The following is a 21,308-nucleotide window of genomic DNA, read 5'->3' on the forward strand; positions in this document are numbered from 1 at the left end:
TCGTGCAGTACTCCGAGCCGTTCGAGCCGTCGCGGTCTCGTGGCTGGACGGAGACGAACCGACCTGACGCCCGCTCGTCGCCGTCAGCGGCGGACATCTCTGCGCCGCCGGTTCTGGGCGAAGAGATCACGCAGGGAGGGACACGAACCGGTGAGATGGCGACGCCCGATAGAGCGTTACGAGAGGATTTCGACGTCGTAGCCGTCGGCTTCGAGCGCGTCCACGATGTCGGCGGCGTGTTCGGCGTCGTCGGTCTCTAATTCGAGTTCGAGCTCGGCGGCGTTGACGGCCACGTCGCGGGAGGTGCGGTCGTGGTGGACCGCGTACACGTTCGCGCCGGTGCGCGCGACGATGCTGGAGACGCGTTCGAGCTCGCCCGGCCGGTCTTTCAGGTCGATAGTGATCTTGAGGTACCGTCCCATCTGGACGAGCCCTCGCCGGATCACGGTGCCGAGCCGGTTGAGGTCGATGTTGCCGCCACAGAGCGCGGCGACGATCGTCTCGTCGTCCGCGTACTCGACCGCCTCCGAGAGGATGGCCGCGAGCGCGACCGCACCCGCGCCTTCGACGAGCGTCTTCGATCGTTCCAAAAGGAGCGTAAGCGCCAACGCGATCTCGCGGTCGTCGACGGTGACGACCTCGTCGACGTACTCCGCCATGACTTCGAGGGTCCGTTCGCCGACGGCTCGCGTCGCGATCCCGTCTGCAATCGTGTCGACGCTGTCGATCTCGACGACCTCGCCCGCGGCGAGCGACTTCGCGGCCGAGGCGGCCCCCTCGGCTTGCACGCCGACGACGCGAACGTCGGGCCGCTGTTCTTTGATCGCGACGGCGACCCCCGAGATGAGCCCGCCGCCGCCGATGGGGACGACCACGGTGTCGAGGTCGGGGCAGTCGTCGACGATCTCCAGCCCGAGCGTCCCCTGTCCGGCCATCACCACCGGGTCGTCGAACGCGTGGACGTAGGTCCGCCCCTCCTCGCGCTCTAACTGGTGGGCGTACGCCTGCGCCTCGTCGTAGTCGACGCCCTCCAACCGGACGCTCGCGCCGTAGCCGCGGGTGGCTTTCACCTTCGAGACGGGCGCGAACTTCGGCATCACGACGGTGGCGTCGACGCCGGCGCGCTCGGCCGCCAGCGCGACGCCCTGCGCGTGGTTGCCCGCGCTCGCGGTGACGACGCCGGCGTCGCGTTCTTCGGACGAGAGCGTCGCGATCCGGTTCATCGCGCCGCGGATCTTGAATGCACCCGTTCGCTGGAAGTTCTCCAGTTTGAGGTGGACGTCCGCCCCGCTCATCTCGGAGAAGGTCCGCGACTGCTCCAGCGGCGTGTGCCGGGCCACGCCGTCGACCCGTTCGCGCGCCTCGCGGACATCGGAGAGCGTCAACATAGCCCAGTATCGCCCGGCCGGCCGCTAATCGGTTCCGGTCTGGGAGGCGTCGTCTCGACTCGTGTCGACGAGCCAGCGGCTCCGGGGCGGTGAAAGGGGGAATGCACGCGTGTGACGTGCAGGTGAAACAAGCGCGCCGATATATAAAAAGGTGCGGCTAGCGAAGTGAAAGTATAACCGACAGACTGCGGCGGCGTCATCCCTCTGTCAGACGGTGTTTGCGGGTGTGAGACACACACCCAGATGTGTTCGACTCGCCGCGGTGTCATCCGGGGTGTGTCTTCGGACGCGGCGTGGGATCCACAACGGCTTTGCTCGTCGCCGCCGTTAGTTCTGCCATGCGGACCCCCCGCGGCCACCACGCGATCGTCGCGCTCGGGGCCGCCGCGTTCCTCGCGTCCGTGGTCCACCACGGATCCGAGCTCGGGTCGACGTCGAGTCTGGCGGGCCCGCTCGTCGCGTTGGCCGTCGACGGCGGGATCGCCGTCGCCGTCGTCTACGCCGGGCGACGGATCGCCGCCGCGGGATTCTCGCGCGCCGAGGAGTGGCGGATCGCTCGCTTCACGCTCGCCGGCACCGTCCTCGCGGTCGCCGCTATCGGGGCGACGCTCGCGGTCCGCGGGTTCGAGGGCCGCCCGCTCGCGGAGCCGGCGTTCCCCCTCCTCGTCGCCGCCGGAGCGGGCAGCCTCGGCGGCGCGATAGCCGGCTACCACGCGGCCCGACAGGCGGCCGAGACCCGCCGGGCGCGGAACGCGGTTCGCGCCGTCTCGATCGTGAATCACCTCCTGCGTCACGACCTCCGCAACGACCTCACGACCATCCGAGGCTACGCCGACCTCGCGGCCGAGGGGAGGGGTAGAGCCGACGCCGCCGACGTCATCGCACGGGCCGCAGAGCAGGGCGTCGACCGGATCGAGGAGGCGAGCGGCGTCGCGGACGCCCTCCTCGGGGACGCCGACCTCCGCCGGATCGACCTGACGGACGCGGTCCGCCGCGTGACGGCCGGGGTCGCTGATCGCCCCAGCGTGACCGTCGAGACCGACCTCGCCGACGAAGCGGTGATAGCGGCCACCGAGGGCGTCCGATCGATCGTCGACAACCTGATCGAGAACGCGGTCGAACACGGCGGCTCCGAGCCGACCGTTCGCGTCACCGTCCGCGAGGGCGACGAGGCGGTCGTCCTGACCGTCGACGACGACGGCCCGGGCCTCCCGCCGGAGCGCCACGGTCCGCTGACCGCGGATAACGACGGGAACGGCGGCCTGTGGCTGGTCGCGACGCTCGCGGCCGAGTACGGCGGCGACGTCACGGTCGGCGAGTCGGACCTCGGCGGTGCGCGGTTCGTCGTGACCTTCCCCCGGTTCGACCCGGCGCGGTCGGCGGCGACGACCGACGACGCCGACACGTAAAAGCCGCGTCCGCCCGACGACACAGCCACATGGACGTTTCGCGGCTTCGAGACGCGTGGAGCCGCGTGTTCGGACTGGCGTGGCCGGTGATGGCCGAGCAGACGTTTCGCACCGCGATGCGGACGACGGACGTTCTGATCACCGCGCTGTTCTCTCCCGCCGCCGTGGTCGCGATCGGACTCGCCGACCTGTACGCCCGGTTCCCGCTCCGGATCGGGCTCGGTCTCGGCGGGGGTGCGATCGCGCTGTCGTCACAAGACACGGGCGCGGGCGTGACCGATTCCCGCGACGAGGCGGTGACGCAGGCGATCCTCCTCGGCGCGCTGGCCGGCCTCCCGTTCGTCCTCTTCGGCCTCCGCTTCGGCGAGCGGGCGATCGACGTCTTCGGGCGGCTCGTGGGGGAGGGCACCGCCCCCGAGGTCGTCGCGCTCGGATCGACGTACCTCGCGATAGTCTTCGCCACCGCCCCGGCGCGTCACGTCGCTCTGGTCGCCGCCCGGGCGCTACAGGGAACCGGCGACACCCGCACGCCGATGTACGTGAACGTCGCGGGCAACTCGGCCAACATCGCCGGCTCGGTCCTGCTCGGTCTCGGCCTGTTCGGCCTCCCGAGGCTGGAAGTCGTCGGCGTCGGCCTCGCGACCGCGGGTGCCAACGTCCTGACTGCGGGACTGCTCTGTGCCGCCATCTGGGGTCCGTGGACGGACGCGAGCTTCGCTCGGCCGCGCGACCCGACCGTCGCGAGTCAGCTCCTCCGCGTGAGCGCGCCGCGGGTCGTCGAGGGGTTCGGGTCGGAGCTCGCCGAGTTCCCGTTCAACGCCCTGCTCTTGGGCTTCGGCGAGCCGGTCAACGCCGGGTTCCAGATCGGCAGGCGGGTGTACCAGCAGGTCACCGGTCCGCTCTCGCGCGGGTACAACGTCGCCGCCTCCGTGCTGGTCGGACAGGCGCTCGGCGCGGGCGACCCCGAGGCCGCGCGGTTCAACGGCTGGGCGGTCGCCGGGCTCGGCGTGCTCACCGTGGGCGCGATCGGGATCGGACTCGTCGCCGCCGCGCCTCGGCTCGTCCCCGCGTTCACCGACGACCCGGAGACCGTCACGTACGCGGTCGACTTCGCCCGCGTGTACGGCGTTGCCGGCGTCGCCCTCGTCTGTTTCTCCGCGCTCTCCGGGTCGCTTCAGGGCGCGAGCGAGACGCGAATTCCGCTCGCCGCGCGGCTCTCGGGAATGCTCGGATTCTTCGTCGGACTCTCGTGGCTGCTCGGACGGACCGCGGGGGTCGGGCCGGCCGGGGCCTACGCCGGCGTCCTGCTCGCGTACGCGTGGATGGCGCTCGTCGTCGCCGCCGGCTTCCGGTACACGGGCTGGGCCGATCGCGCGGACGACCTGATGGCCGAGCGCGGGACCGCCGGCGGCGCGGCGGGCACCGATTCCGGGGCGGGAGACGATTCTGCGGAGAGCGACGGCTCCGAGAGAACCGACGATTCTGCGGAGAGCGACGGCTCCGAGAGAACCGACGATTCTGCGGAGAGCGACGGCTCCGAGAGAACCGACGATTCTGCGGAGAGCGATGGCCCAGGGGCGACCTGACCGCGCTCGCGTCCGCGGACCGATTTAAGTATCGTCCGGCCGATGACTGCCGCATGGACCTGTCCTCCGCTGTCACGACGACGGCTGCGACCCTCCGACAGCGTCCGGGCGACCTGCTCCCGTTTTACTTCCTCGGGACGGCGGTCCCCGTCATCGCCCGCGTGGGGATGTTCGTCGCACTCGTCGGAATGTACTTCCACTTCGAACTGACCGGCCGCCTCGCCGACGCCCGTGCGGCGCTCGCGGGCACGGACCTCAGCCCGCCGGACCCGCAGAACCCGGAGGCGATGCAAGCGTGGGCCGAGAGCGTCGAACCCGCGCTCTCTCCGCTCGCGTCCCCCACCGCGATACTCCTCCTCGTCGCCGGCGTGCTGGCGACCGCGCTCATCGCCGTCCTCGCGTACGCCGCGATCTCCGCCGGCCAGCTGTCGGCGGTCGCTGGCCGCCTCCGCGGCGAGCGGGGACTCACCGCGGGCATCGCCGGTGTTCGCGGCCGGTGGCTCTCGTTTCTCGGGATCTACGTCGCCGAGCTTCTGGTGTGGACCGGCGCGTCGCTCCTCGGTGCCGCCGCGGTCGCGGGCGGGTTCGCCGTCAACCCCTTCCTCGGTGCCGCCGTCGCACTCGGGGTGCTCCTCGTCGGGTTCGTGGGCCTGCTCGCGGTCCGGATCGTCTTCGCGTTCGCGCCCGCGGCGATAGTGGTCGACGACGCGACCGCGTTCGAGGCGATCGCGGCCTCTGTGGGGTTCGTCCGTTCGAACCCCGCGGACGCCGCCGCGTACCTCGTTATCGCGATCGGCGTCCTCATCGGGACCGGCTCCGCGGCCTCGGGGCTCGCGTACCTCGGTGCCGGCGCGGTCGTGGCGCTTTTGAGCGCCGTCGTCGTCGCCCCCGCACTCGACGTCCTCAAGACCGCGTTGTACGGCGACTATCGCGACGCAGTCGTCCCCGTTCCTCCGCCGGCAACGGGTCCGATAGACCAGTTCCGCGGGGGCGTCCGCCGGGGGTGGGTCGAACTCCTCGCGTTCGTCCGGCGGTCGCCCGGTGCGCACGGCGTCTCGGTCGCCGTCGGGATCGGCTTCGGCGCGCTCGGCTGGGTCGCAGCGGATCCGCTGGTCGGTGCGGTCACGACATCTATCGAGTCGCGACTCGTCGGGCACGTCCCCCCGGCCGCCGCCGTCAACTTCTTCGGAAACAACTGGGGAGTCGCGATCGCCACGGCGACCGCGGGCGTCGCGCTCGTGATTCCGGCGCTGTCGTCCATCGCCTTCAACGGCGTCGCGCTTGGTGCCACCGCGGCGCTGGAGTCGAACCTCCTCGCGCTCGCCGCGTTCGTCCTCCCGCACGGCGTCTTCGAGATCCCCGCGCTCGTCGTCTCCGGCGCGCTCGGGATCCGACTCGGTGTCGTCTCGTGGCGCACGTTCCGCGGTCGCCTCTCGCGTGAGGCGTTCGCGAACGCCTTAGAAAACGCCTTCTGGGTCCTCGTCGGGCTCGGGATCCTCCTCGGCGTCGCCGGATTTATCGAGGGGTTCATCAGTCCGTACTACTGGCGGCCGTTCCTGTGAACGACCCCGCCCGCACGTTCAAGTCGCTCCGTCTCGAATCCTGACCCGTATGACACGACGCGATCCCTTCGACGAGATCGACGACCTGCTCGACCGAATGGGGCGCGAGTTCGAGGAGCTCGGCGAGACGTTCGGAGCGCCCGGTCCGACGGGAGGCCCCGACCTGTTCGGCGCTCGGAATCCGCCCGTGGACGTGCTCGAAGACGACGACGCGCTCACCGTCCTCGTTGATCTCCCCGGATTCGACGACGACGATATCGACGTCGAACTCCGGGAGGACGCGCTCACCGTCGCGGCCACGCGGGAAGAAACGAGCGAGGCGGCGAGCGACGCCACACCGATCGACGCCGCAGATGAGAGCGCCGCAGACGAGAGCGCCGCAGACGACGACGCGGCGGCCGAAAGAGACGATCCGACCGTCCGATACCATCGGCGCGAGCGTCGCGGCCGGTCAGTGTCCCGAACGATACGCCTCCCCGAGCCGGTCGAACGCGCCGAGGCGACGGCCGCTTATGACGACGGAGTGCTCACAGTCACCCTCCCGAAGCGGTCGGCATCCGACGCCGGCGGCCGCCGCATCGACGTGAACTGACCGACGCGACGAGCGAACCGACGCACCTCTCGCGGTCACTTTTTATTCGATACCGCGGCAGTCATCCCGTGCGACCCAACAGCCCGCCGGACCCAACGCGGACAGACACCCGTGAGCGTCGTCTCCGTCGACGATGGCCACGACGGCCACGACGGCCGCGGCGACCGCGCTCGGACCGCGGCACCGCGCCGGTCGCGGGCATCCTGCTGCTCGCGATCACCGTCGTGCTCGCGGGCGGCGTCGTCGCGGCCGCGATGGACGCGCCGCCGGAGCCCGCACCGACGGCGATGGTGTCGCTTTCGGTGACCGACGATACGGTCACGTTCATCCACCGCGGCGGCGACCCGCTCGACGTGACCGAGCTGACGGTTCGCGTCCGCGTCGACGGCGAACCGCTCGCCAGACAGCCGTCGCTCCCGTTCTTCTCGGCGGCCGGATTCCGCCCGGGACCGTCCGGAGCGTTCAACACCGCTGGAGAGAACGTCCTGCAGGCCGGCGATACGGCCTCGTTCCGCGTGGCGGGGACGAACCGGCCGACGCTCGAAGCGGGACGGACCGTCGCGGTCGAACTCTCGGTCGACGGACGGCCGGTCGCGTCGCTTGAGGCGGTGTCGTCTCCGGGGTGAGACGTGTCGCCGAACGAGGGGACGCCTCGGCGGACGGCTACTCGTCGGGGACGTGCGCGACGGTCGTGATCGCGCGCGGACTTCTCGGGGTCGCCTGCTGGATGTGGTGTTCGAACGACTCGTAGCCCGCCGCCTCGAACATCCGGTCGGCTTCCGCCTCGTCGTAAAACAGCATGATCGCGTCGGCGAGCCGCTGGAGCACGCGGTTGTGCGGGTAGTCGGGACCGACGACGAGGACTTGCCCGCCCGGCTTCGCGACGCGGCGAAGCTCTCGAAGCCCTGCGACGGGGTTGGGCCAGTACTCGATCGAGCCGGACGACCAGACGATATCGAAGGCGTCATCGCGGAAGGGAAGCCGCTCGGCGTCGCCGCGGTAGAAGTTCACGCGGTCGCGTTTCCCGAACTTCTCGAAGGCCTTCTCCATCTGGTGGACGCTCTGGTCGAGCCCGTGCACGTCGTCGGCGTGGTCGAGCAGGCCCTCGGTGCCGAACCCGGTGCCGCAGCCGACGTCGAGCACTTTCGGGTCGTCGCCGAACTCCAGCCACGAGAGCGCCTCCGACCGCATCTCCTCGGTCCAGTTGAACCGATTGACCTGGTCGTACACCTTCGAGAGGTACTTGTAGAACAGGCGGGCGTTCGACTTGTCCTCGAGGATCCCCATTTACCGATTCGTTGGGTCGCCCACCCCATAACGGCACGGATCCGCCGCTAACCGCGTCCGCCACCGCGACCCGCGGCCGGGCGGCGCGGAGCCGCGATCCGACGGTGGGAGCGCCGCCCAAAGCGGCGACGACGGCCGTTCCGACCGGCTTATCCGCCCGGGCGACAGATCCGGAGGCATGGATCCGACGACGAGCGGCCGGTTCCGCGTCCACGACCGCCGCCCGCGGCCGGACATCGAGGGAGCCGACGACGAGGCCGGTGAGGAGTCCGACACGGACAGCGACGACGAGGAGTTCGTCCTCGTCGAACACGCGGACGGTCCCGTCGATCCGACCGAACCGGGCGCTGCCGACCGGTTCGACCCCCTGTACGCGACCGCCGAGGGGTACGACGGCGACCTCGCGGACCGCGTGGCGTCGCTTGAACCCGGCTACGTCGTCGACGCGACGCTGGCGTGGACGGACGGGTCCGCGCGCTTCGCGGACGTCGAGGTCGTCCGCGAGACCCGATTCCGCTACGCCGACGCGGTCGACGGCATGTTCGAGGCGGCCGTCGACGCGTGGCGGTCGCTCCGCGCGGACGGCGAGGCCGTCGGGTCGGTCACCACTCGGTCGAACGACGGCGACCCGAACGGGGCGCTCTACCTGTTCGCCGACGGCCCGGGAACAGACACCTTCGACGACCTGCGGGCCGGGCGACTCCCGGTCGAACCCCTCGTCGCGCGGGTGAACGCCTCGCGCGGCGACGACGATCCCCGCGAGGTGTTCGTGCTCGCTCCCGCCGACCACGCGTTCGTCGCGGTCTACGTCGTTTTCGACCGGGACAGCGTGCTCGCACGGACGGTCCGTGACACCTACGGACTGGGTTCGGGACTGGCGGCGGGACTCGAGTCGGGCGTCCCCGACACGGCGAAGGCGGGCGAGGACGACACGGCGGGCGCGGACGGCGACTTCGACGCGCTCGATCGATTGTAGCCGAGCGGCCGGGCGCGTTCCAGAGGGTGACTCCGGCCGAGCGAGGCGACGACCCCGCCGGCACCTCCCGGCCGCCGATCAGAGCCAGTCGGCGTCCGGATCGACCCGTCCCGGCGGCGTCTCGCCGGTGAGCGCGGCCGCGACATCGGCGGCCGCGCTCCGGTTCAGATCGTCGCGGGCCTCCTCGCTGTACCACGCCGCGTGCGGCGTGACGATCGTGTCGTCTCGGCCGACGAGCGGGTCCGCAGTCGGGGGCTCTTCGGCCAGCACGTCGAGGCCCGCCCCCGTGATCGCGCCGGCCTCCAAGGCGTCGAGCAGGGCGTCGGCGTCGACGACCGGCCCGCGTCCCACGTTGACGAGCACCGAATGCGGGCCGAGCTTCGCGAGCGCGTCGGCGTCGACGATCCCGCGGGTGGCCTCCGTTAGGGGCGCGTACACGGCGACGTGGTCCGCGCGCTCGAACAGCGCGTCGAAGTCGACCGGCTCGACGCCGCGGTCGGTCATCCGCTCGTCCTCGACGAAGGGGTCGTGCGCGACGAGATCGGCGTCGAAGCTCGCGAACCGCTCGGCCGCTCGGCGGGCGATGGGGCCGAAAGAGAGCAGTCCGATAGTCGAGGCGCTCACGCGGTTGACCGGACGACCGGCCTCCCAGCTCCATCCGCCGTCGGCGACGTCGTCGTCATACCGCTTCAGCGACCGGAGGCAGGCCAGAAACAGCGACACCGAGTGGGTCGCCACCTCGTCGGTGCAGTAGTCGGGAACGCGGGTGACCGTGACACCGCGCTCGGCCGCGGCCGCGACGTCGACGTTGTCGACGCCCACTGCGGCCCGCGCGACGACGGAGAGGTCGAGCCGGGAGAGCGCCTCGGCTGTGACCGGTGTGTCGATGTCTGTCACGACAGCGTCGGCGTCGCTCGCGGCCTCGATCAGCCGCTCCGTCGAACCCAGCTCGGCAACCTCGACGGTGACCGGTTCGTCGACGCGCTCGGCGAACGTCGCTCGGTACGTCTCCGGATCGATCATCGGGAACGCCGACAGCACGACGCGAAACATGTGCGTTGTTTCTGTCCCCACCCACTTTACGGCTGTCACTCGGCGATTCAGCGCCTCAAACGTCTATTTTCGATCGTGATGTTCACCGACCACGCCGGCCGTTCGTCACGGCTTTCGATGCGTCTATGCGGGCTCGGTCGATAGTGGGAATCGTGAGCGACGACGATACATCCAAGCCGCCGATGCTCGTTCTCCTCGAGTCGCTGGCGTTCTATCGGAACGTCCGCGTGGGCCTCGTCGCGGGGGCGGGGCTCGCGGTGACGCTGTATCTCGTGCGGGCGCTCGAACTCTTGGGACCGGTCATCGACACCCGCGAGTATCCGCTGTTCGGCCCCGAGGTCTGGTACGCCCTGCTGGCGTTCGTGCTCGCCGCGACGTTCGCGCTTCTCGTCGCCATCGCGCTCACGATAGTCGAGGCGGCGCGGGGTGCACGCGCGGTGTCGAGAGAGTGAGGACCGCTGTCGGACCCGCTAGTCGGCGGTACAGGACGCGTCGCACTCGTCGCCCGTGAACTCCTCGGCGGGCTCCGTGAGCTTGTAGAGGTTCTGTCTCGCGTCGGCGAAGTAGACGTCTTCGTCGACGACCCCGATTCCTTCCAACCGTTCGAGGGCGTACCGGACCGTTCGCGCGGAGAGCATCGACTCCTGAACGATCCCCTTCTGCGTCAGCGGGCCGTTGTATTCGAGCACCTTGAAGACGAGTTTGGCGCTCGGCGGGAGGTCGTCGAGCCCCTCCGTCTGGGTTCCTTCCATCGTGACGGATGGACACCGCACATCGTGATAAATGTTGATGGCACAGCCAGAAGCCCGACGGTCACCGTGCCGATTCACTCTCGTGCGGTCCGCCGACACCGGCAAGTACCAACCACACTTGCCGGTACATCCGAGCGGTACTGACTGCGTACTGCAGCCTTCGAACGCGCGCGCCGACTCGCGTCGCTGACGCGCGTACGTACTTGACCGGATGGCACGGCTGCCGGGCGGAACGAACGGCTTTTCAGGGGTGCTCGCGGATCCGATGGTATGAGCGACGACTCGGAAATAACGGGCCACGCCCGGGGCGTGGTTGTCACGACGATCTGCGCGCTCGCGGGGATCGCCGCCGGCGTCGTCTCGGCGGCCTACGTCGGGACGGATCCGGTCGATGCCGGAAACACCACGATGGTAGTGGTGCTCGCCGCGTTCGTGCTCGCCCAGTACCCGGTGTACAAGGCCATCGGCGTGAGCGACTTCGGCGCGAAGGACAGCCTCTACGTGGCGTTTCTGACGTTCGCGTTGTGGTTCATCAGCTACTCGGTCCTCGCCGTTTCCGGCGTCGAGCTGGTGGCCTGAGATGGCCGACGACAGCATCGCCGTCGTCGACCTCGATCGGTGCCAGCCCGATCGGTGTAACTACGAGTGTGCGAACTACTGTCCCCCGAATCGCACGGGCAAAGAGTGCATCACCGAGCGCGGCGAGGACGCGGTCGAGGGCGACCCGGACCAGATTCACATCTCCGAGGAGATCTGCCTCGGTGAGACCTGTGGGATCTGCGTCGAGAAGTGCCCGTTCGACGCGATCGAGATCATCAACCTACCCTCGGAGCTTGATGAGGATCCGGTTCATCGCTACGGCGACAACGCCTTCTCGCTGTACGGACTGCCGACGCCAGAGCCCGGCACCGTCACCGGAATTTTGGGGCCGAACGGGATCGGGAAATCGACCGCAGTCCACGCGCTCGCCGGCGAGACGGTTCCGAATCTCGGGGATCACGAGCGAGACGGCGAGTGGGACCGCGTGCTCGATCGGTTCCGCGGCACGGGCCTCCAGAACTACCTAGAATCGGTGAAGACAGGCGATGTCACGGTCGCCCGCAAACCGCAGTACGTCGACCAGATACCAAATCAGTTCGACGGGAACACCCGCGAGCTGTTGGAGCGCACCGACGAGCGCGGCGCGCTCGACGACCTCGTCGACCGGCTGAACATCCGGCCGGTGATGGACCAAGACATCGACTCGATCTCCGGCGGCGAGCTACAGCGCGTCGCGATCGCGGCGTGTCTCGCGCGTGACGCCGACTTCTACTTCCTCGACGAGATCACGCCCTACTTAGACATCGGTCAGCGGATGATCGTCGCCCGGCTCATCCGCGAACTCGCGGACGACGACGCGGCCGAGCGCTCGATGCTCGTGGTCGAACACGATCTGGCCATCCTGGATCTGCTCGCCGACACCCTCCACGTCGCGTACGGTGAGCCCGGCGCGTACGGCGTCGTCACCGACCCCAAGTCGGTCCGAAACGGGATAAACGAGTATCTGAAAGGGTATCTCGACAACGAGAACATGCGGATCCGCCCCTCTGCAATCACCTTCGAGGAGCACGCGCCGCGTGTCGCCTCGCGCAGCCAGACGCTGGTGGAGTACCCGGACCTGTCGAAGTCCTACGGCGACGGAGAGTTCGAACTCCACGTCGAGGGCGGCGAGATCAACCGGTCGGAAGTGCTCGGCGTCGTCGGACCGAACGGGATCGGAAAGTCGACGCTCGCGAAGCTGTTCACGGGCGATCTGGAACCCGACTCGGGCACGCTCGATTTCGCACTCGACATCTCGTACAAGCCGCAGTACATCGACATCGACCAGCCGATGCGCGTCGACGCGTTCCTCTCCTCGATCACCGACCAGTTCGGCTCGTCGTACTGGAACACGGAGATCGCCCAGCCGCTCCAGCTCGACCGCGTAATGGAGCAGAACCTCGCGGACCTGTCTGGCGGCGAGCGTCAGCGCGTCGCGATCGCGGCGTGTCTCTCCGACGACGCCGACCTCTACCTGCTCGACGAGCCCTCCGCGCACCTCGACGTCGAACAGCGCGTGCGGGCGACGACCGCGATCCGCCGGTACGCCGAGAACCACGACGCGACGGTGATGGTGATCGACCACGACATCTACATGATCGATCTGCTGGCCGACCGGCTGATGGTGTTCGACGGCGAGCCGGCCGAACGCGGTCGGGCGTCGCCGCCCCAAGAGATGCGCGACGGCATGAACGAGTTCCTCGCAGATCTGGACATCACGTTCCGCCGCGACGAGCGGACTGGCCGTCCCCGGATCAACAAGCCGGGATCGCAACTCGACAGCAAGCAGAAGCGCGACGGCGAGTACTACTACTCCGGGTGAGCCGGGACCGCTCGGGGCGAGTCGACTCGGGGGGCGACGATCGCGACCCGGCCCACCGATCCGCCGTATCGAAGCGATTAAGCCCGGAAGATTCGAACGTCGGGGTATGCAACACCTCATCATTCGCGGCGACCCCGGGATCCGGCGGGATGCGGTGATCGAGTACGAGGGCGAGGAGCTGGTCTGTTTCGGTATCAACGTGCAGGGCGGCTGGCACGGTCCCGACGAGCCGCAGCTCTGGTGCACCGTCGGCACCGAAGACGAGCGCGAGGCCTACGACAAACGCGAGTACGTCCCCCACTGGCTCGACGTCGATTCCGTCGACGCGGCCGACGTCGACGTCCTGAGTGAAAAGGGCGAACTCGCGGTCTAAGCCGCGGAGACAGACTACTCTTCTACCGGCGGGTCGTCGAGCCACGCCTCGATAGCGCCGGCCATCGCGCCGCGGCGGTGGACCGTCCCCGCGTCCGGGTCGACCACGGTGCTCTCCGTGCCGGGCGTCTCGCCGTCGTCGACGACCGCGGCGACGCCCTCGCGAATTCGATCGTCGAGGTCGGCGGGGTGGGTGACGCTGCCGGTGCCGGAGACGTTCGCGCTCGTGGCGGTGAGCGGGCCGGCGGAATCGAGGAGGGCGCGTGCGACCGGGTGGTCCGGCACCCTGATCCCGACGCGGTCGCGGCCGGCGGTGAGCGCGTCCGGGACCGCGTCGCCGCGCTCGACGACGACCGTCACCGGCCCCGGGAGGAACGCGCGGGCGAAGGCGACGGCGAACTCCGTCGGCCGAGTGTATCGTAGCGCGGCGTCGACGCTCGCGACGCCGAGCGAGAGGGGGTCCTTCCTGTCGCGGCCCTTGAGTTCGAACACCCGCTCGACCGCGTCGGGGTCGAGCGCGTCGCCGCCGAGTCCGTACACGGTTTCCGTCGGGTAGACGACGAGGTCGCCGTCGGCCGCCGCCGCGGCCGCGCGTCGAACGTCGGCGTCGAGGCGGCCACCGCCGCGCGTAACGGGGTCGTCGCGAGCGTCGGGGGCGTCGCTGTCGTCGCTGTCGTCTGTCACGGGAACGGGTAGGCGGCCGACCTGAAAAAGCGTGACGCGTGCGTGTGACGCGTGCACCTGCGAGCCGCGCGTCGGGGGACGCGTTTATGTTCGGCGCGCGCCGACGACGGATATGCTCGTCGTCGTCTCCGACACGCACGCACGCGAGGAGTCGAAGCTTCGCGACCGGACGCTTGATGCGGTTCGGGAGGCCGAGGTGGTCGTCCACGTCGGCGACTTCTGTCGCGAACCCGTCCTCGACGCGTTCGAGTCGGCCGCGCGGACGCTTCGCGGCGTGTACGGCAACAACGACGACGCGGGAATCCGCGACCGGCTCCCCGAAGTCCGGACAGTCGAATACGCCGGCGTCCGATTCGCGGTCACTCACCGTCACCGCAGCGGCGACACGGGGCTCGTCATGCTCGGTCGGGGCCGCGACGCCGACGCCGTGATCTGCGGCCACAGCCATCGTCCGCGGTTCGACGACTCGGGCGACCTGCCAATTCTGAATCCGGGGAGCCACGCGCAGCCGCGGGGGAACCGACCGGCGCACGCGGAGCTTGAATCGCTCGACGACACGGACGGAGACGCGCGCCTCGCCGGACGACTTGTCACGCCCGACGGCGAGGTGTTCGAGCGGTTCACGCTCTGAGCGGTGTACGCCGGAAACCAGTCGGCGAGCGGTCAGGCCGCCGTCTCGGTCGGCGACTGCTCCGGTCGTGGGCCGCTCTCCCGGCGGTTCTTCAGGGCGAACGCGGCGAACAGGACGAGCCCGACGCCGCGCAGCGTCAGGTCGAGCAGGAGCGCGTTCACGGAGACCGTCACACCGGCCAGCCCGAGCACGTCGAAGGCGGACTCCGAGAGGAGTCCCGGGGCCATGAGCAGCAGCGAACTGAGCGCGAAGGCGATGCGCTCGACGCGGTTGACGTCGGTGTACAGCGTCCCGATGACGGTCGCGCCGAGCGCGATGACGCCGAGGAAGACGCCGGCGACCGGGATCAGGATCTCCGGGACGGAGTAGGACAGTTCGGCGAGGTCGGCGACGTTGACCACGCGGTACTGCTCGCGGATGCCGAGTTCGGCGGCGTTCTCCTTCCGGCGCAGCAGCACGATACCCGGCGCGAGCACGAACGCGAAGGGGACGATCGCCTTGTTGAGAGAGAGCGAGAACGCCTTCACGCCCGTCTCGAACGGGTCGGACTTCGCGACGCCGCTCGCGGCGTAGGCGGCGACGGCGACCGGGGGCGTGATGTCGGCGATGACGCCGAAATAGAGGATGAACAGGTGCGCCGCCAGAAGCGGGATTCCGAACTCAACGAGCGGCGTCGCGAGCATCGATATCAGGATGATGTACGTCACCGTCGTCGGCATCCCCATGCCGAGAATGATGCTCGCGACGGCCGTCACGAGCAGCATGACGACGATCGAACCGCCCGAGAGGGCGAGGAGCAGGGAGGTGAGGTTCGGCCCGAGCCCGGAGACGCTGATGACGCCGGGGATGATCCCGGCGGCGGCGACGGCGATGACGACGGGGACCGCCGTGCGCGCGCCCTCCTCCATCGATTTTACCACGAACGTCCCGACCCGGAACAGCTGGTTGTCGCCGAGGTCGCGGCCGGCGGTCGAGCCGGCCGACTCGGCCGCGTCCTGCACCGTGGGATTGAGATCGAGGATCGCAGACTGCACGTCCGCGTACACGAGCATCGTCACGACGCTGGCGAGCATGGCGTACCAGCCGATCCGGGGACCGACGATCGAGACCGCTTCTGCGACGCCGACGCCGGTGCCCGCGGTACCTCCGACGAGCCCGGTGATCGGAACGCCGGCCACGACGTAGCTCACCACCTCGGCTCCGAAGACGACTGCGGTCGCACCGAAGAGGAACGCGCGTGTCTCGTCGCTGTACGCCGCGATGAAGGAGATGAGCGCAACCAGGGCGACGAGCGTGAACCACGCGGACCGCGAGACCGAGAGCCGCGCGCCGATGAGGTAGTAGAGCAGCAGGACGATCGGAACGAGGTAGAACCACCCGCGTGTGAGGTGTTCGCCGAGCGTCGCGGCGTCCGGGTCCTCTATCCCGCCGATCCCCTCCTGTACGGCCTTGAGGTGAACCATCACCCAGACGCCGAAAAAGAAGACGATCGCCGGGATCGTCGCCAAGATGATGATCTCGCGGAACGGCGTTGCCGTGTACTGGACCATCAGAAAGGCCGCGGCCCCCATCACCGGCGGAAGGATCTGGCCGCCCGAAGAGGCCGACGACTCGACCGCGCCGGAGAACTCCGGCGAGTAGCCCGACCGCTTCATAAGCGGGATCGTGAACGCGCCCGTGGTGACCGTGTTCGCGATAGACGAGCCGGATATCGTCCCCATGAAGCCGCTCGCGAGGATGCTCGCCTTCGCGGGACCGCCCTTTCGCTTGCCGGTGGCGGCGTACGCCAAGTCGATGAACCACTGGCCCGCCCCGCTCATCTCCAGGAACGAACCGAACAGGATGAAGATGTAAATGAAGCTGACTGAGACGGTGACCGGGATGCCGAACACCCCGTTTTCCGTGTTATACCAGAGGTTCTGGACGATGTCGGGCCACGTCAGCTCCGGGATGGCGAGCAGGCCGAGGAACGGCGTCCCGGTGCTGATCAGGTACCCCCACCGGGCGTAGACGATGAACGAGCCGACGATGATCATGAGGGGGAGCCCGAGCGTCCGGCGGGTGGCCTCTAACACGAGGAGAACGCCGAGGACGCCGAGGAGCATCGCGTACGAGTACTCGCTGACGAACGGCACTCCGCCGAGGATCGGTTCCAGGAAGGGGTAGACGGCTGTGAGCGGTCGCCCCGAATCGATCCCGAACACGCGCATGTTCTGGATCTCGGAGAACTCCGTCAGGAAGTAGAACGCTGAGAGGGCCGCGACGGCCATACAGGCCACGTCGAAGGGCGTGACCCGGCTGCGGTTCGGATCGACGAACGCCCAGCGGACCGCGCCGCGAGCGCCCTCAACGCCCCGTGAGAGCGGGTTCGATCGTCCGAGCCGGTCCGTGACGGCGTCTGCGGCGCGGCCGAGGCGGCGCGAGAACGCGCCCTCACCCATCGTGGCCGGGAACATCAGGAACGTGAGCACCAGCGCGAAGGCGACGTGGATCGCGTTCGCTTGGAGCAGTTGGAGAGAGACGTTCACGGCCCCGACGAGAGGGACCGAGATCGAGAACGTGAAACTCCGGGCGGCGAGCGCCAGTTGGAAGAGCGAAAAGGAGATGCCGATCACGGCGACGACGAGCGCGGCGAGCCCCTGTAGCGACCGCCGGCGCTCGATCTCGTCGATGAGTTCTTCGGCCTCCTCTCTCGAAATCTCCTCGCTTCCGCCGGAGTGAGTGTCGTTTGTGCTCATGTGAGTGCGTCCGTCAGGGTCCGATGCTCGACGTGAATGCGAACGTCGGTGGCGTTCGTCTCCGCAACCAAGTCATACTGTTGGTCCTCGACGATCAGGGTGTGGCTTGCGATCCGCCCCGGCGAGACCGAAAGTTCCTCCAAGGTCGTGATCGGCTCCGGGGGATCGTACACGAAGGTGCCGTTGACGTTCGTCACGTTCACCCGCGACGGGAGCCCCCAGCCGTACGATTCGAACTCCATGCGCGTGTTCACGAGGGTCTCGTCCTCGACCCGGTACTCGTCGTACACGGGGGTTTTCTCCACGCTGTGCGTGTACGCCAGTGCGACAGTGCTGCCGTCGTCGACGGGATGTGTGATGTAGCGGTCGCCCGTCTCGATATCCTCGACGACGAGCAGCTGTCCGGTCGATCCCGCGATGGCGACGCCCGCGAGCGCCAGACACAGCGCGAGCGCTATCACTGCCAGGGCGGCGGCGAGGCGGCCTCGTGAGAGTGTGTCTCGTGTCAGCACGGGTGTCTATGTGTCTGTTGTGGCGTATATTGACAGTCCGGCGGACGCACGACGATGAGTATCGGTGTGCGCCTACGGGTCGCGCGGCGTCCGGTCACGAAACGCGCGACAGCGACGCGTCACTGTCGGCTGCGGCGGCTCAGACGTCGAAGTACGCCGCCGCGCCGTCGTTGAGCTCGATGGACATCCCGTCCTGTGCGCTGTCGACGGTAATGAAGTCCGTCTTGATCGTCAGGTCGTCGAGGTTGTCGAAGATGGCCGCGGTGACCGTCTCGACGGTGTCGGCGTCCACGCCGGAGTGCGTGGCGATCATCGCCTGCACCGCGACGGTCTCGACAGCTTCGTCGACGCCGGTGTAGGTGCCGCCAGGGATGGTGTCGTCGGCGAACCACGAGGCAGCGTCCTTGATGGCCTCGCGGTTGTCGCCCGCGATCGGGACGATGTTGATGTCGTTGGTGTTCGCGAGGTCCTCGATAGCGCCGACCGGCCAGCCGCCGACGACGAACGCCGCGTCGATGTCGCCGTTCGCGAGCTGTTCGGACGCCTGCGAGAAGCCGGCGTTCTGCTCGTTGTAGTCGGTGATCCCGACCGCATCGAGGATCTGGTTCGCGTTGACCTGCGTCCCGGATCCGAGGTCGCCGGTGTTGATCGTCGCGCCGCTGAGGTCGCTCAGGCTCTCGATGCCGGAGTCAGCCAGGGTGACGAGCGTGATCGTCTCGGGGTACAGCGTCGCGACGCCCTGGAGGCTGTCGATGGCGTTGTCCTGGAACGCCTCGATACCGGTGCCGTTCTTCGCGAAGTAGGCGACGTCGTTCTGGATCAGCGCGAAGTCGGCGGAGCCGTCGGCGAGGCTGCCGACGTTCTCGACGCTCGCACCCGTTGACTGGACGTTCAGCGAGAAGTCAGTGTTCTCCTCAACTATCGTCTTGATCTCGTTCGAGAGCGGGTAGTACGTGCCGCCCGTCCCGCCGGCGTGCCAGCTCAGGCGGGTGCTCGAATCGCCGCCGTCGGACCCGTCGGACCCGTCGTCCATTCCGTCGGAGCCGTCCGAGCCGTCGCCACCGTCGCTTCCGTCGGAGCCGTCCGAGCCGTCGCCACCGTCGCCGCCGTTTCCGCTACAGCCAGCGAGCGCTGCAATGCCGGCCACGCCGGTCGCTTCGAGAAATCGCCGTCTGGTTTCTTTGGAAGACATACCGTTTCGATTTCGAGCGTTGCGGGTTTATATTTTTGGCTATTTTTGCCACACAGGTTTGTTATCACAATCCGTATGCGTCTAACGCTGTCCGTATCACAGGAGTCAGGCACGGATCGCTCGTCACACGGCGAGTGTGACGCGCGTGAGGCCGCCGCCGTTGTGTGGCAGCGCGCGGTCTGTCGGCTGCGAGGCGAAAAAGACGGGCGGCACGAGACTCAGACGGCCCGAGACCCAGACGGCCCGAGACGAACCCGGGGAGTTCGAGCCGAACGCCCCACGAACCGGTCTCGACGGGAGAGAGCACAGTCGTGCGTTCAGCCGGCGGGGGAAAGGAACCGAATGTGTCGGCGACCCGGGTCCGAGCGGTGGGGGAGGGCCGAAGCGGGGGTCGCATCTCGCAGGTAGACCGCTGGCCGTTTATAGATAGTTTACGCACAAACGGTCGTTTTAGTCACATGGTGAGGAGTTGAGTGGCGGTCGGTCTCGGAGCCGAATCGGCGTCGCGTCGCCCGAAACGCATAACCCCGTGCCGACGGATTCGAGGGTATGCTACCGGTCGAACCGTTGTTCGTCATCATCCTCGTCGGACTGTTGGGACTGCTCTTCTTCGGGTTCCTCCTCGTGCGACGCACCGTGACCGGGCTCCGAGAGGGGTACGAGGACGGCCAGAACTGAGATGGTCGTCGCCACTGTCGCCACGCTCGGCGTCGCCGCCGCCGCCAGCCTCTTCATGGCGTGGTCCATCGGCGCGGGCTCGTCCGGATCGACCCCGTTCGCGCCCGCCGTCGGCGCGAATGCGATCTCGGTGATGCGCGCGGGACTCGTCGTCGGCGTCCTCGGACTGCTCGGCGCGGTGCTACAGGGGGCGAACGTGACCGAGGCGGTCGGCACGGAACTGATCGGCGGCGTCACGCTCACGGCCGGCGCGGCCATCGTCGCGCTCGTCACCGCCGCCGTCCTCGTCGCGATCGGCGTGTTCGCGGGGTATCCCATCGCAACCGCGTTCACGGTGACGGGCGCGGTCGTCGGCGTCGGCCTCGCGATGGGCGGCGACCCCGCGTGGCCGAAGTACAGGGAGATCCTCACGCTGTGGGTGCTCACGCCGTTCGTCGGCGGCGGCGTCGCGTACGGCGTCGCCCGCACGCTGATCGGCGAACGCCTCCCGGAACGGCCACTCACCGCCGGCCTCGCGGGGGTCGTCGGCGCGCTCGTCGCCAACGTCGGCTTCGCGGTCCTCGGTCCCGAGGGCGAGCAAGCGTCGATCGCGTCGGCGCTCGGCCCCGGGCTCGGCGTCGGCACACAGATCGGGAGCGGGGCGGTCACGCTCGCCGTGGCCGCGCTCGTCGCGCTCGCGGTGTACGCGGACCTCGGGCGCGACCGCGAGGGCGCACAGCGCCGCTTCCTGCTCGCGATGGGGGGATTGGTGGCCTTCTCGGCGGGCGGGTCACAGGTCGGGCTCGCGATCGGGCCGCTCGTGCCGATCTTCAGCGACGTCGGCGTCCCGCTGTGGGCGCTCCTCGTCGGCGGGGGCGTCGGGCTGCTCGCGGGGTCGTGGACCGGTGCGCCGCGGATGATCAAGGCGCTCGCGCAGGACTACGCCTCGATGGGGCCGCGTCGGTCGATCTCGGCGCTCATCCCCTCGTTCGCGATCGCACAGACCGCCGTCGCGTTCGGCATCCCCGTCTCGTTCAACGAGATCATCGTCTCGGCGATCGTCGGGGCCGGCTACGCGGCCGGCGACGCCGGCGTGAGCCGGGCGAAGATGGCCTACACCGTGTTCGCGTGGGTCGCGTCGCTCGTCGGGTCGCTCGCGCTGGGATACGGCGTGTACTCCGCGGTGCAGTTCGTGCTCTGAGTGGTGAGGAGCGACTTGACCGGTGAACGGTGAATATTCAGTTATAACCCGTCAGCGCCGAATCGACGGTGAACACCTCCAAAGCCCCAGCCGGCTCCGGTCGAGGGGCTCGCTGCGCTCCTCAGTCGCTCGCGTTGCTCGCTCCTTGCGGTGCTTGCGTCGCCCGTCTTCCCGGAGCCGACTGCCCCTTTGAGTCCCACCCGACCGCGACCGCACCTCACCCTCCCCAGCCTCGTCGCTGGCGGCGGAAGCCGCCAGCGACTCCCTCACGAGCACCTCGCGCCCGGAGGGCGCTCGGAGGCGCGCCGACCGCGG

General features: G+C 68.9%; 21 protein-coding genes. 13 read left to right on the forward strand and 8 right to left on the reverse strand.

What is annotated here, in order from left to right; translation table 11 throughout:
• Window positions 1-176: 176 nt before the first annotated feature.
• Window positions 177-1,388 carry a threonine ammonia-lyase gene (gene ilvA, locus EP28_RS12335; RefSeq protein ID WP_049984308.1) on the reverse strand — a complete coding sequence of 404 codons (1,212 nt, stop codon included), beginning with the start codon at window positions 1,386-1,388 and terminating at the stop codon, window positions 177-179.
• A 338-nt stretch (window positions 1,389-1,726) separates the two neighbouring features.
• Here ilvA and EP28_RS12340 point away from each other — a divergent pair, with 338 nt between their 5' ends.
• From EP28_RS12340 to EP28_RS12360, 5 genes are all read left to right on the forward strand, one after another.
• On the forward strand, window positions 1,727-2,797 hold the full coding sequence (locus tag EP28_RS12340; RefSeq protein ID WP_049984309.1) for an ATP-binding protein: 1,071 nt from the start codon (window positions 1,727-1,729) through the stop codon (window positions 2,795-2,797).
• A gap of 29 nt (window positions 2,798-2,826) precedes the next feature.
• Window positions 2,827-4,383 carry an MATE family efflux transporter gene (locus tag EP28_RS12345; protein WP_080506149.1) on the forward strand — a complete coding sequence of 519 codons (1,557 nt, stop codon included), beginning with the start codon at window positions 2,827-2,829 and terminating at the stop codon, window positions 4,381-4,383.
• A gap of 53 nt (window positions 4,384-4,436) precedes the next feature.
• Entirely contained in the window at window positions 4,437-5,945 is a 1,509-nt protein-coding gene (locus EP28_RS12350) for a stage II sporulation protein M (RefSeq protein WP_049984310.1), read from the forward strand.
• Between the two features lie 49 nt (window positions 5,946-5,994).
• The gene (locus tag EP28_RS12355) at window positions 5,995-6,537 is read left to right on the forward strand and encodes an Hsp20/alpha crystallin family protein (protein WP_049984311.1); all 543 of its coding nucleotides are present in this window, start codon (window positions 5,995-5,997) and stop codon (window positions 6,535-6,537) included.
• Between the two features lie 68 nt (window positions 6,538-6,605).
• Window positions 6,606-7,163, forward strand: coding sequence for a type IV pilin domain-containing protein (locus EP28_RS12360; RefSeq protein ID WP_321163597.1), 558 nt, complete (start codon window positions 6,606-6,608; stop codon window positions 7,161-7,163).
• A 37-nt stretch (window positions 7,164-7,200) separates the two neighbouring features.
• On the opposite strand, the gene EP28_RS12365 is transcribed toward EP28_RS12360, so the two are convergent.
• Window positions 7,201-7,824, reverse strand: coding sequence for a methyltransferase domain-containing protein (locus tag EP28_RS12365; protein WP_049984312.1), 624 nt, complete (start codon window positions 7,822-7,824; stop codon window positions 7,201-7,203).
• 178 nt (window positions 7,825-8,002) lie between these two features.
• Between EP28_RS12365 and EP28_RS12370 the strand changes: the two genes are divergently transcribed.
• Entirely contained in the window at window positions 8,003-8,800 is a 798-nt protein-coding gene (locus EP28_RS12370; protein WP_049984313.1) for a DUF6663 family protein, read from the forward strand.
• 78 nt (window positions 8,801-8,878) lie between these two features.
• Here the strand turns inward: EP28_RS12370 and EP28_RS12375 are convergent, their stop codons facing one another.
• Window positions 8,879-9,853, reverse strand: a complete 975-nt coding sequence (locus tag EP28_RS12375) for a C-terminal binding protein (RefSeq protein WP_049984314.1) — start codon at window positions 9,851-9,853, stop codon at window positions 8,879-8,881.
• 182 nt (window positions 9,854-10,035) lie between these two features.
• On the opposite strand from EP28_RS12375, the gene EP28_RS12380 reads away from it, so the two are divergent.
• On the forward strand, window positions 10,036-10,305 hold the full coding sequence (locus tag EP28_RS12380) for a DUF7536 family protein (RefSeq protein WP_049984530.1): 270 nt from the start codon (window positions 10,036-10,038) through the stop codon (window positions 10,303-10,305).
• Window positions 10,306-10,323: 18 nt separating this feature from the next.
• On the opposite strand, the gene EP28_RS12385 is transcribed toward EP28_RS12380, so the two are convergent.
• The gene (locus EP28_RS12385; protein WP_049984315.1) at window positions 10,324-10,605 is read right to left on the reverse strand and encodes a MarR family transcriptional regulator; all 282 of its coding nucleotides are present in this window, start codon (window positions 10,603-10,605) and stop codon (window positions 10,324-10,326) included.
• Window positions 10,606-10,875: 270 nt separating this feature from the next.
• On the opposite strand from EP28_RS12385, the gene EP28_RS12390 reads away from it, so the two are divergent.
• The 3 genes from EP28_RS12390 to EP28_RS12400 all read left to right on the forward strand — a co-directional run bounded on the left by EP28_RS12390 (window position 10,876) and on the right by EP28_RS12400 (window position 13,379).
• Window positions 10,876-11,184: an EMC6-like membrane protein gene (locus EP28_RS12390; RefSeq protein WP_049984316.1), complete on the forward strand. Its 309-nt coding sequence runs from the start codon at window positions 10,876-10,878 to the stop codon at window positions 11,182-11,184.
• A gap of 1 nt (window position 11,185) precedes the next feature.
• A complete protein-coding gene (locus tag EP28_RS12395; RefSeq protein ID WP_049984317.1) occupies window positions 11,186-13,006 on the forward strand; it encodes a ribosome biogenesis/translation initiation ATPase RLI in 1,821 nt (606 codons plus the stop codon).
• 106 nt (window positions 13,007-13,112) lie between these two features.
• Window positions 13,113-13,379, forward strand: coding sequence for an HAH_0734 family protein (locus EP28_RS12400; protein ID WP_049984318.1), 267 nt, complete (start codon window positions 13,113-13,115; stop codon window positions 13,377-13,379).
• Window positions 13,380-13,393: 14 nt separating this feature from the next.
• Here EP28_RS12400 and EP28_RS12405 read toward each other — a convergent pair whose 3' ends face one another.
• The gene (locus EP28_RS12405; protein ID WP_080506150.1) at window positions 13,394-14,062 is read right to left on the reverse strand and encodes an L-threonylcarbamoyladenylate synthase; all 669 of its coding nucleotides are present in this window, start codon (window positions 14,060-14,062) and stop codon (window positions 13,394-13,396) included.
• A 112-nt stretch (window positions 14,063-14,174) separates the two neighbouring features.
• Between EP28_RS12405 and EP28_RS12410 the strand changes: the two genes are divergently transcribed.
• Window positions 14,175-14,693, forward strand: a complete 519-nt coding sequence (locus EP28_RS12410; RefSeq protein ID WP_049984319.1) for a metallophosphoesterase — start codon at window positions 14,175-14,177, stop codon at window positions 14,691-14,693.
• A gap of 32 nt (window positions 14,694-14,725) precedes the next feature.
• Here EP28_RS12410 and EP28_RS12415 read toward each other — a convergent pair whose 3' ends face one another.
• From EP28_RS12415 to EP28_RS12425, 3 genes are all read right to left on the reverse strand, one after another.
• Complete coding sequence (locus EP28_RS12415; protein ID WP_049984320.1) at window positions 14,726-17,431, reverse strand: TRAP transporter permease; 2,706 nt, start codon at window positions 17,429-17,431, stop codon at window positions 14,726-14,728.
• Window positions 17,428-17,943, reverse strand: coding sequence for a DUF1850 domain-containing protein (locus EP28_RS12420; RefSeq protein ID WP_394297606.1), 516 nt, complete (start codon window positions 17,941-17,943; stop codon window positions 17,428-17,430). Before EP28_RS12420 ends, EP28_RS12415 begins: the two co-directional genes overlap by 4 nt.
• 139 nt (window positions 17,944-18,082) lie before the next feature.
• Window positions 18,083-19,135 carry a TAXI family TRAP transporter solute-binding subunit gene (locus EP28_RS12425; protein ID WP_049984321.1) on the reverse strand — a complete coding sequence of 351 codons (1,053 nt, stop codon included), beginning with the start codon at window positions 19,133-19,135 and terminating at the stop codon, window positions 18,083-18,085.
• Between the two features lie 549 nt (window positions 19,136-19,684).
• Here EP28_RS12425 and EP28_RS14680 point away from each other — a divergent pair.
• Window positions 19,685-19,813 carry a DUF7859 family protein gene (locus EP28_RS14680; RefSeq protein WP_255358278.1) on the forward strand — a complete coding sequence of 43 codons (129 nt, stop codon included), beginning with the start codon at window positions 19,685-19,687 and terminating at the stop codon, window positions 19,811-19,813.
• A 1-nt stretch (window position 19,814) separates the two neighbouring features.
• The gene (locus EP28_RS12430; protein WP_049984322.1) at window positions 19,815-20,993 is read left to right on the forward strand and encodes an inorganic phosphate transporter; all 1,179 of its coding nucleotides are present in this window, start codon (window positions 19,815-19,817) and stop codon (window positions 20,991-20,993) included.
• Window positions 20,994-21,308: the final 315 nt, after the last annotated feature.

This window comes from Halorubrum sp. BV1 (genome assembly GCF_000746205.1).
GTDB lineage: Archaea > Halobacteriota > Halobacteria > Halobacteriales > Haloferacaceae > Halorubrum.

What these genes read in the sequence shown, in the direction of transcription:
- ilvA (WP_049984308.1), bottom strand. Translation starts at nt 1,388, where the DNA reads ATGTTGACGCTCTCCGATGTCCGCGAGGCGCGCGAACGGGTCGACGGC.
- EP28_RS12340 (WP_049984309.1), top strand. Translation starts at nt 1,727, where the DNA reads ATGCGGACCCCCCGCGGCCACCACGCGATCGTCGCGCTCGGGGCCGCC.
- EP28_RS12345 (WP_080506149.1), top strand. Translation starts at nt 2,827, where the DNA reads ATGGACGTTTCGCGGCTTCGAGACGCGTGGAGCCGCGTGTTCGGACTG.
- EP28_RS12350 (WP_049984310.1), top strand. Translation starts at nt 4,437, where the DNA reads ATGGACCTGTCCTCCGCTGTCACGACGACGGCTGCGACCCTCCGACAG.
- EP28_RS12355 (WP_049984311.1), top strand. Translation starts at nt 5,995, where the DNA reads ATGACACGACGCGATCCCTTCGACGAGATCGACGACCTGCTCGACCGA.
- EP28_RS12365 (WP_049984312.1), bottom strand. Translation starts at nt 7,824, where the DNA reads ATGGGGATCCTCGAGGACAAGTCGAACGCCCGCCTGTTCTACAAGTAC.
- EP28_RS12370 (WP_049984313.1), top strand. Translation starts at nt 8,003, where the DNA reads ATGGATCCGACGACGAGCGGCCGGTTCCGCGTCCACGACCGCCGCCCG.
- EP28_RS12375 (WP_049984314.1), bottom strand. Translation starts at nt 9,853, where the DNA reads ATGTTTCGCGTCGTGCTGTCGGCGTTCCCGATGATCGATCCGGAGACG.
- EP28_RS12380 (WP_049984530.1), top strand. Translation starts at nt 10,036, where the DNA reads ATGCTCGTTCTCCTCGAGTCGCTGGCGTTCTATCGGAACGTCCGCGTG.
- EP28_RS12385 (WP_049984315.1), bottom strand. Translation starts at nt 10,605, where the DNA reads ATGGAAGGAACCCAGACGGAGGGGCTCGACGACCTCCCGCCGAGCGCC.
- EP28_RS12390 (WP_049984316.1), top strand. Translation starts at nt 10,876, where the DNA reads ATGAGCGACGACTCGGAAATAACGGGCCACGCCCGGGGCGTGGTTGTC.
- EP28_RS12395 (WP_049984317.1), top strand. Translation starts at nt 11,186, where the DNA reads ATGGCCGACGACAGCATCGCCGTCGTCGACCTCGATCGGTGCCAGCCC.
- EP28_RS12400 (WP_049984318.1), top strand. Translation starts at nt 13,113, where the DNA reads ATGCAACACCTCATCATTCGCGGCGACCCCGGGATCCGGCGGGATGCG.
- EP28_RS12410 (WP_049984319.1), top strand. Translation starts at nt 14,175, where the DNA reads ATGCTCGTCGTCGTCTCCGACACGCACGCACGCGAGGAGTCGAAGCTT.
- EP28_RS12415 (WP_049984320.1), bottom strand. Translation starts at nt 17,431, where the DNA reads ATGAGCACAAACGACACTCACTCCGGCGGAAGCGAGGAGATTTCGAGA.
- EP28_RS12425 (WP_049984321.1), bottom strand. Translation starts at nt 19,135, where the DNA reads ATGTCTTCCAAAGAAACCAGACGGCGATTTCTCGAAGCGACCGGCGTG.
- EP28_RS14680 (WP_255358278.1), top strand. Translation starts at nt 19,685, where the DNA reads ATGCTACCGGTCGAACCGTTGTTCGTCATCATCCTCGTCGGACTGTTG.
- EP28_RS12430 (WP_049984322.1), top strand. Translation starts at nt 19,815, where the DNA reads ATGGTCGTCGCCACTGTCGCCACGCTCGGCGTCGCCGCCGCCGCCAGC.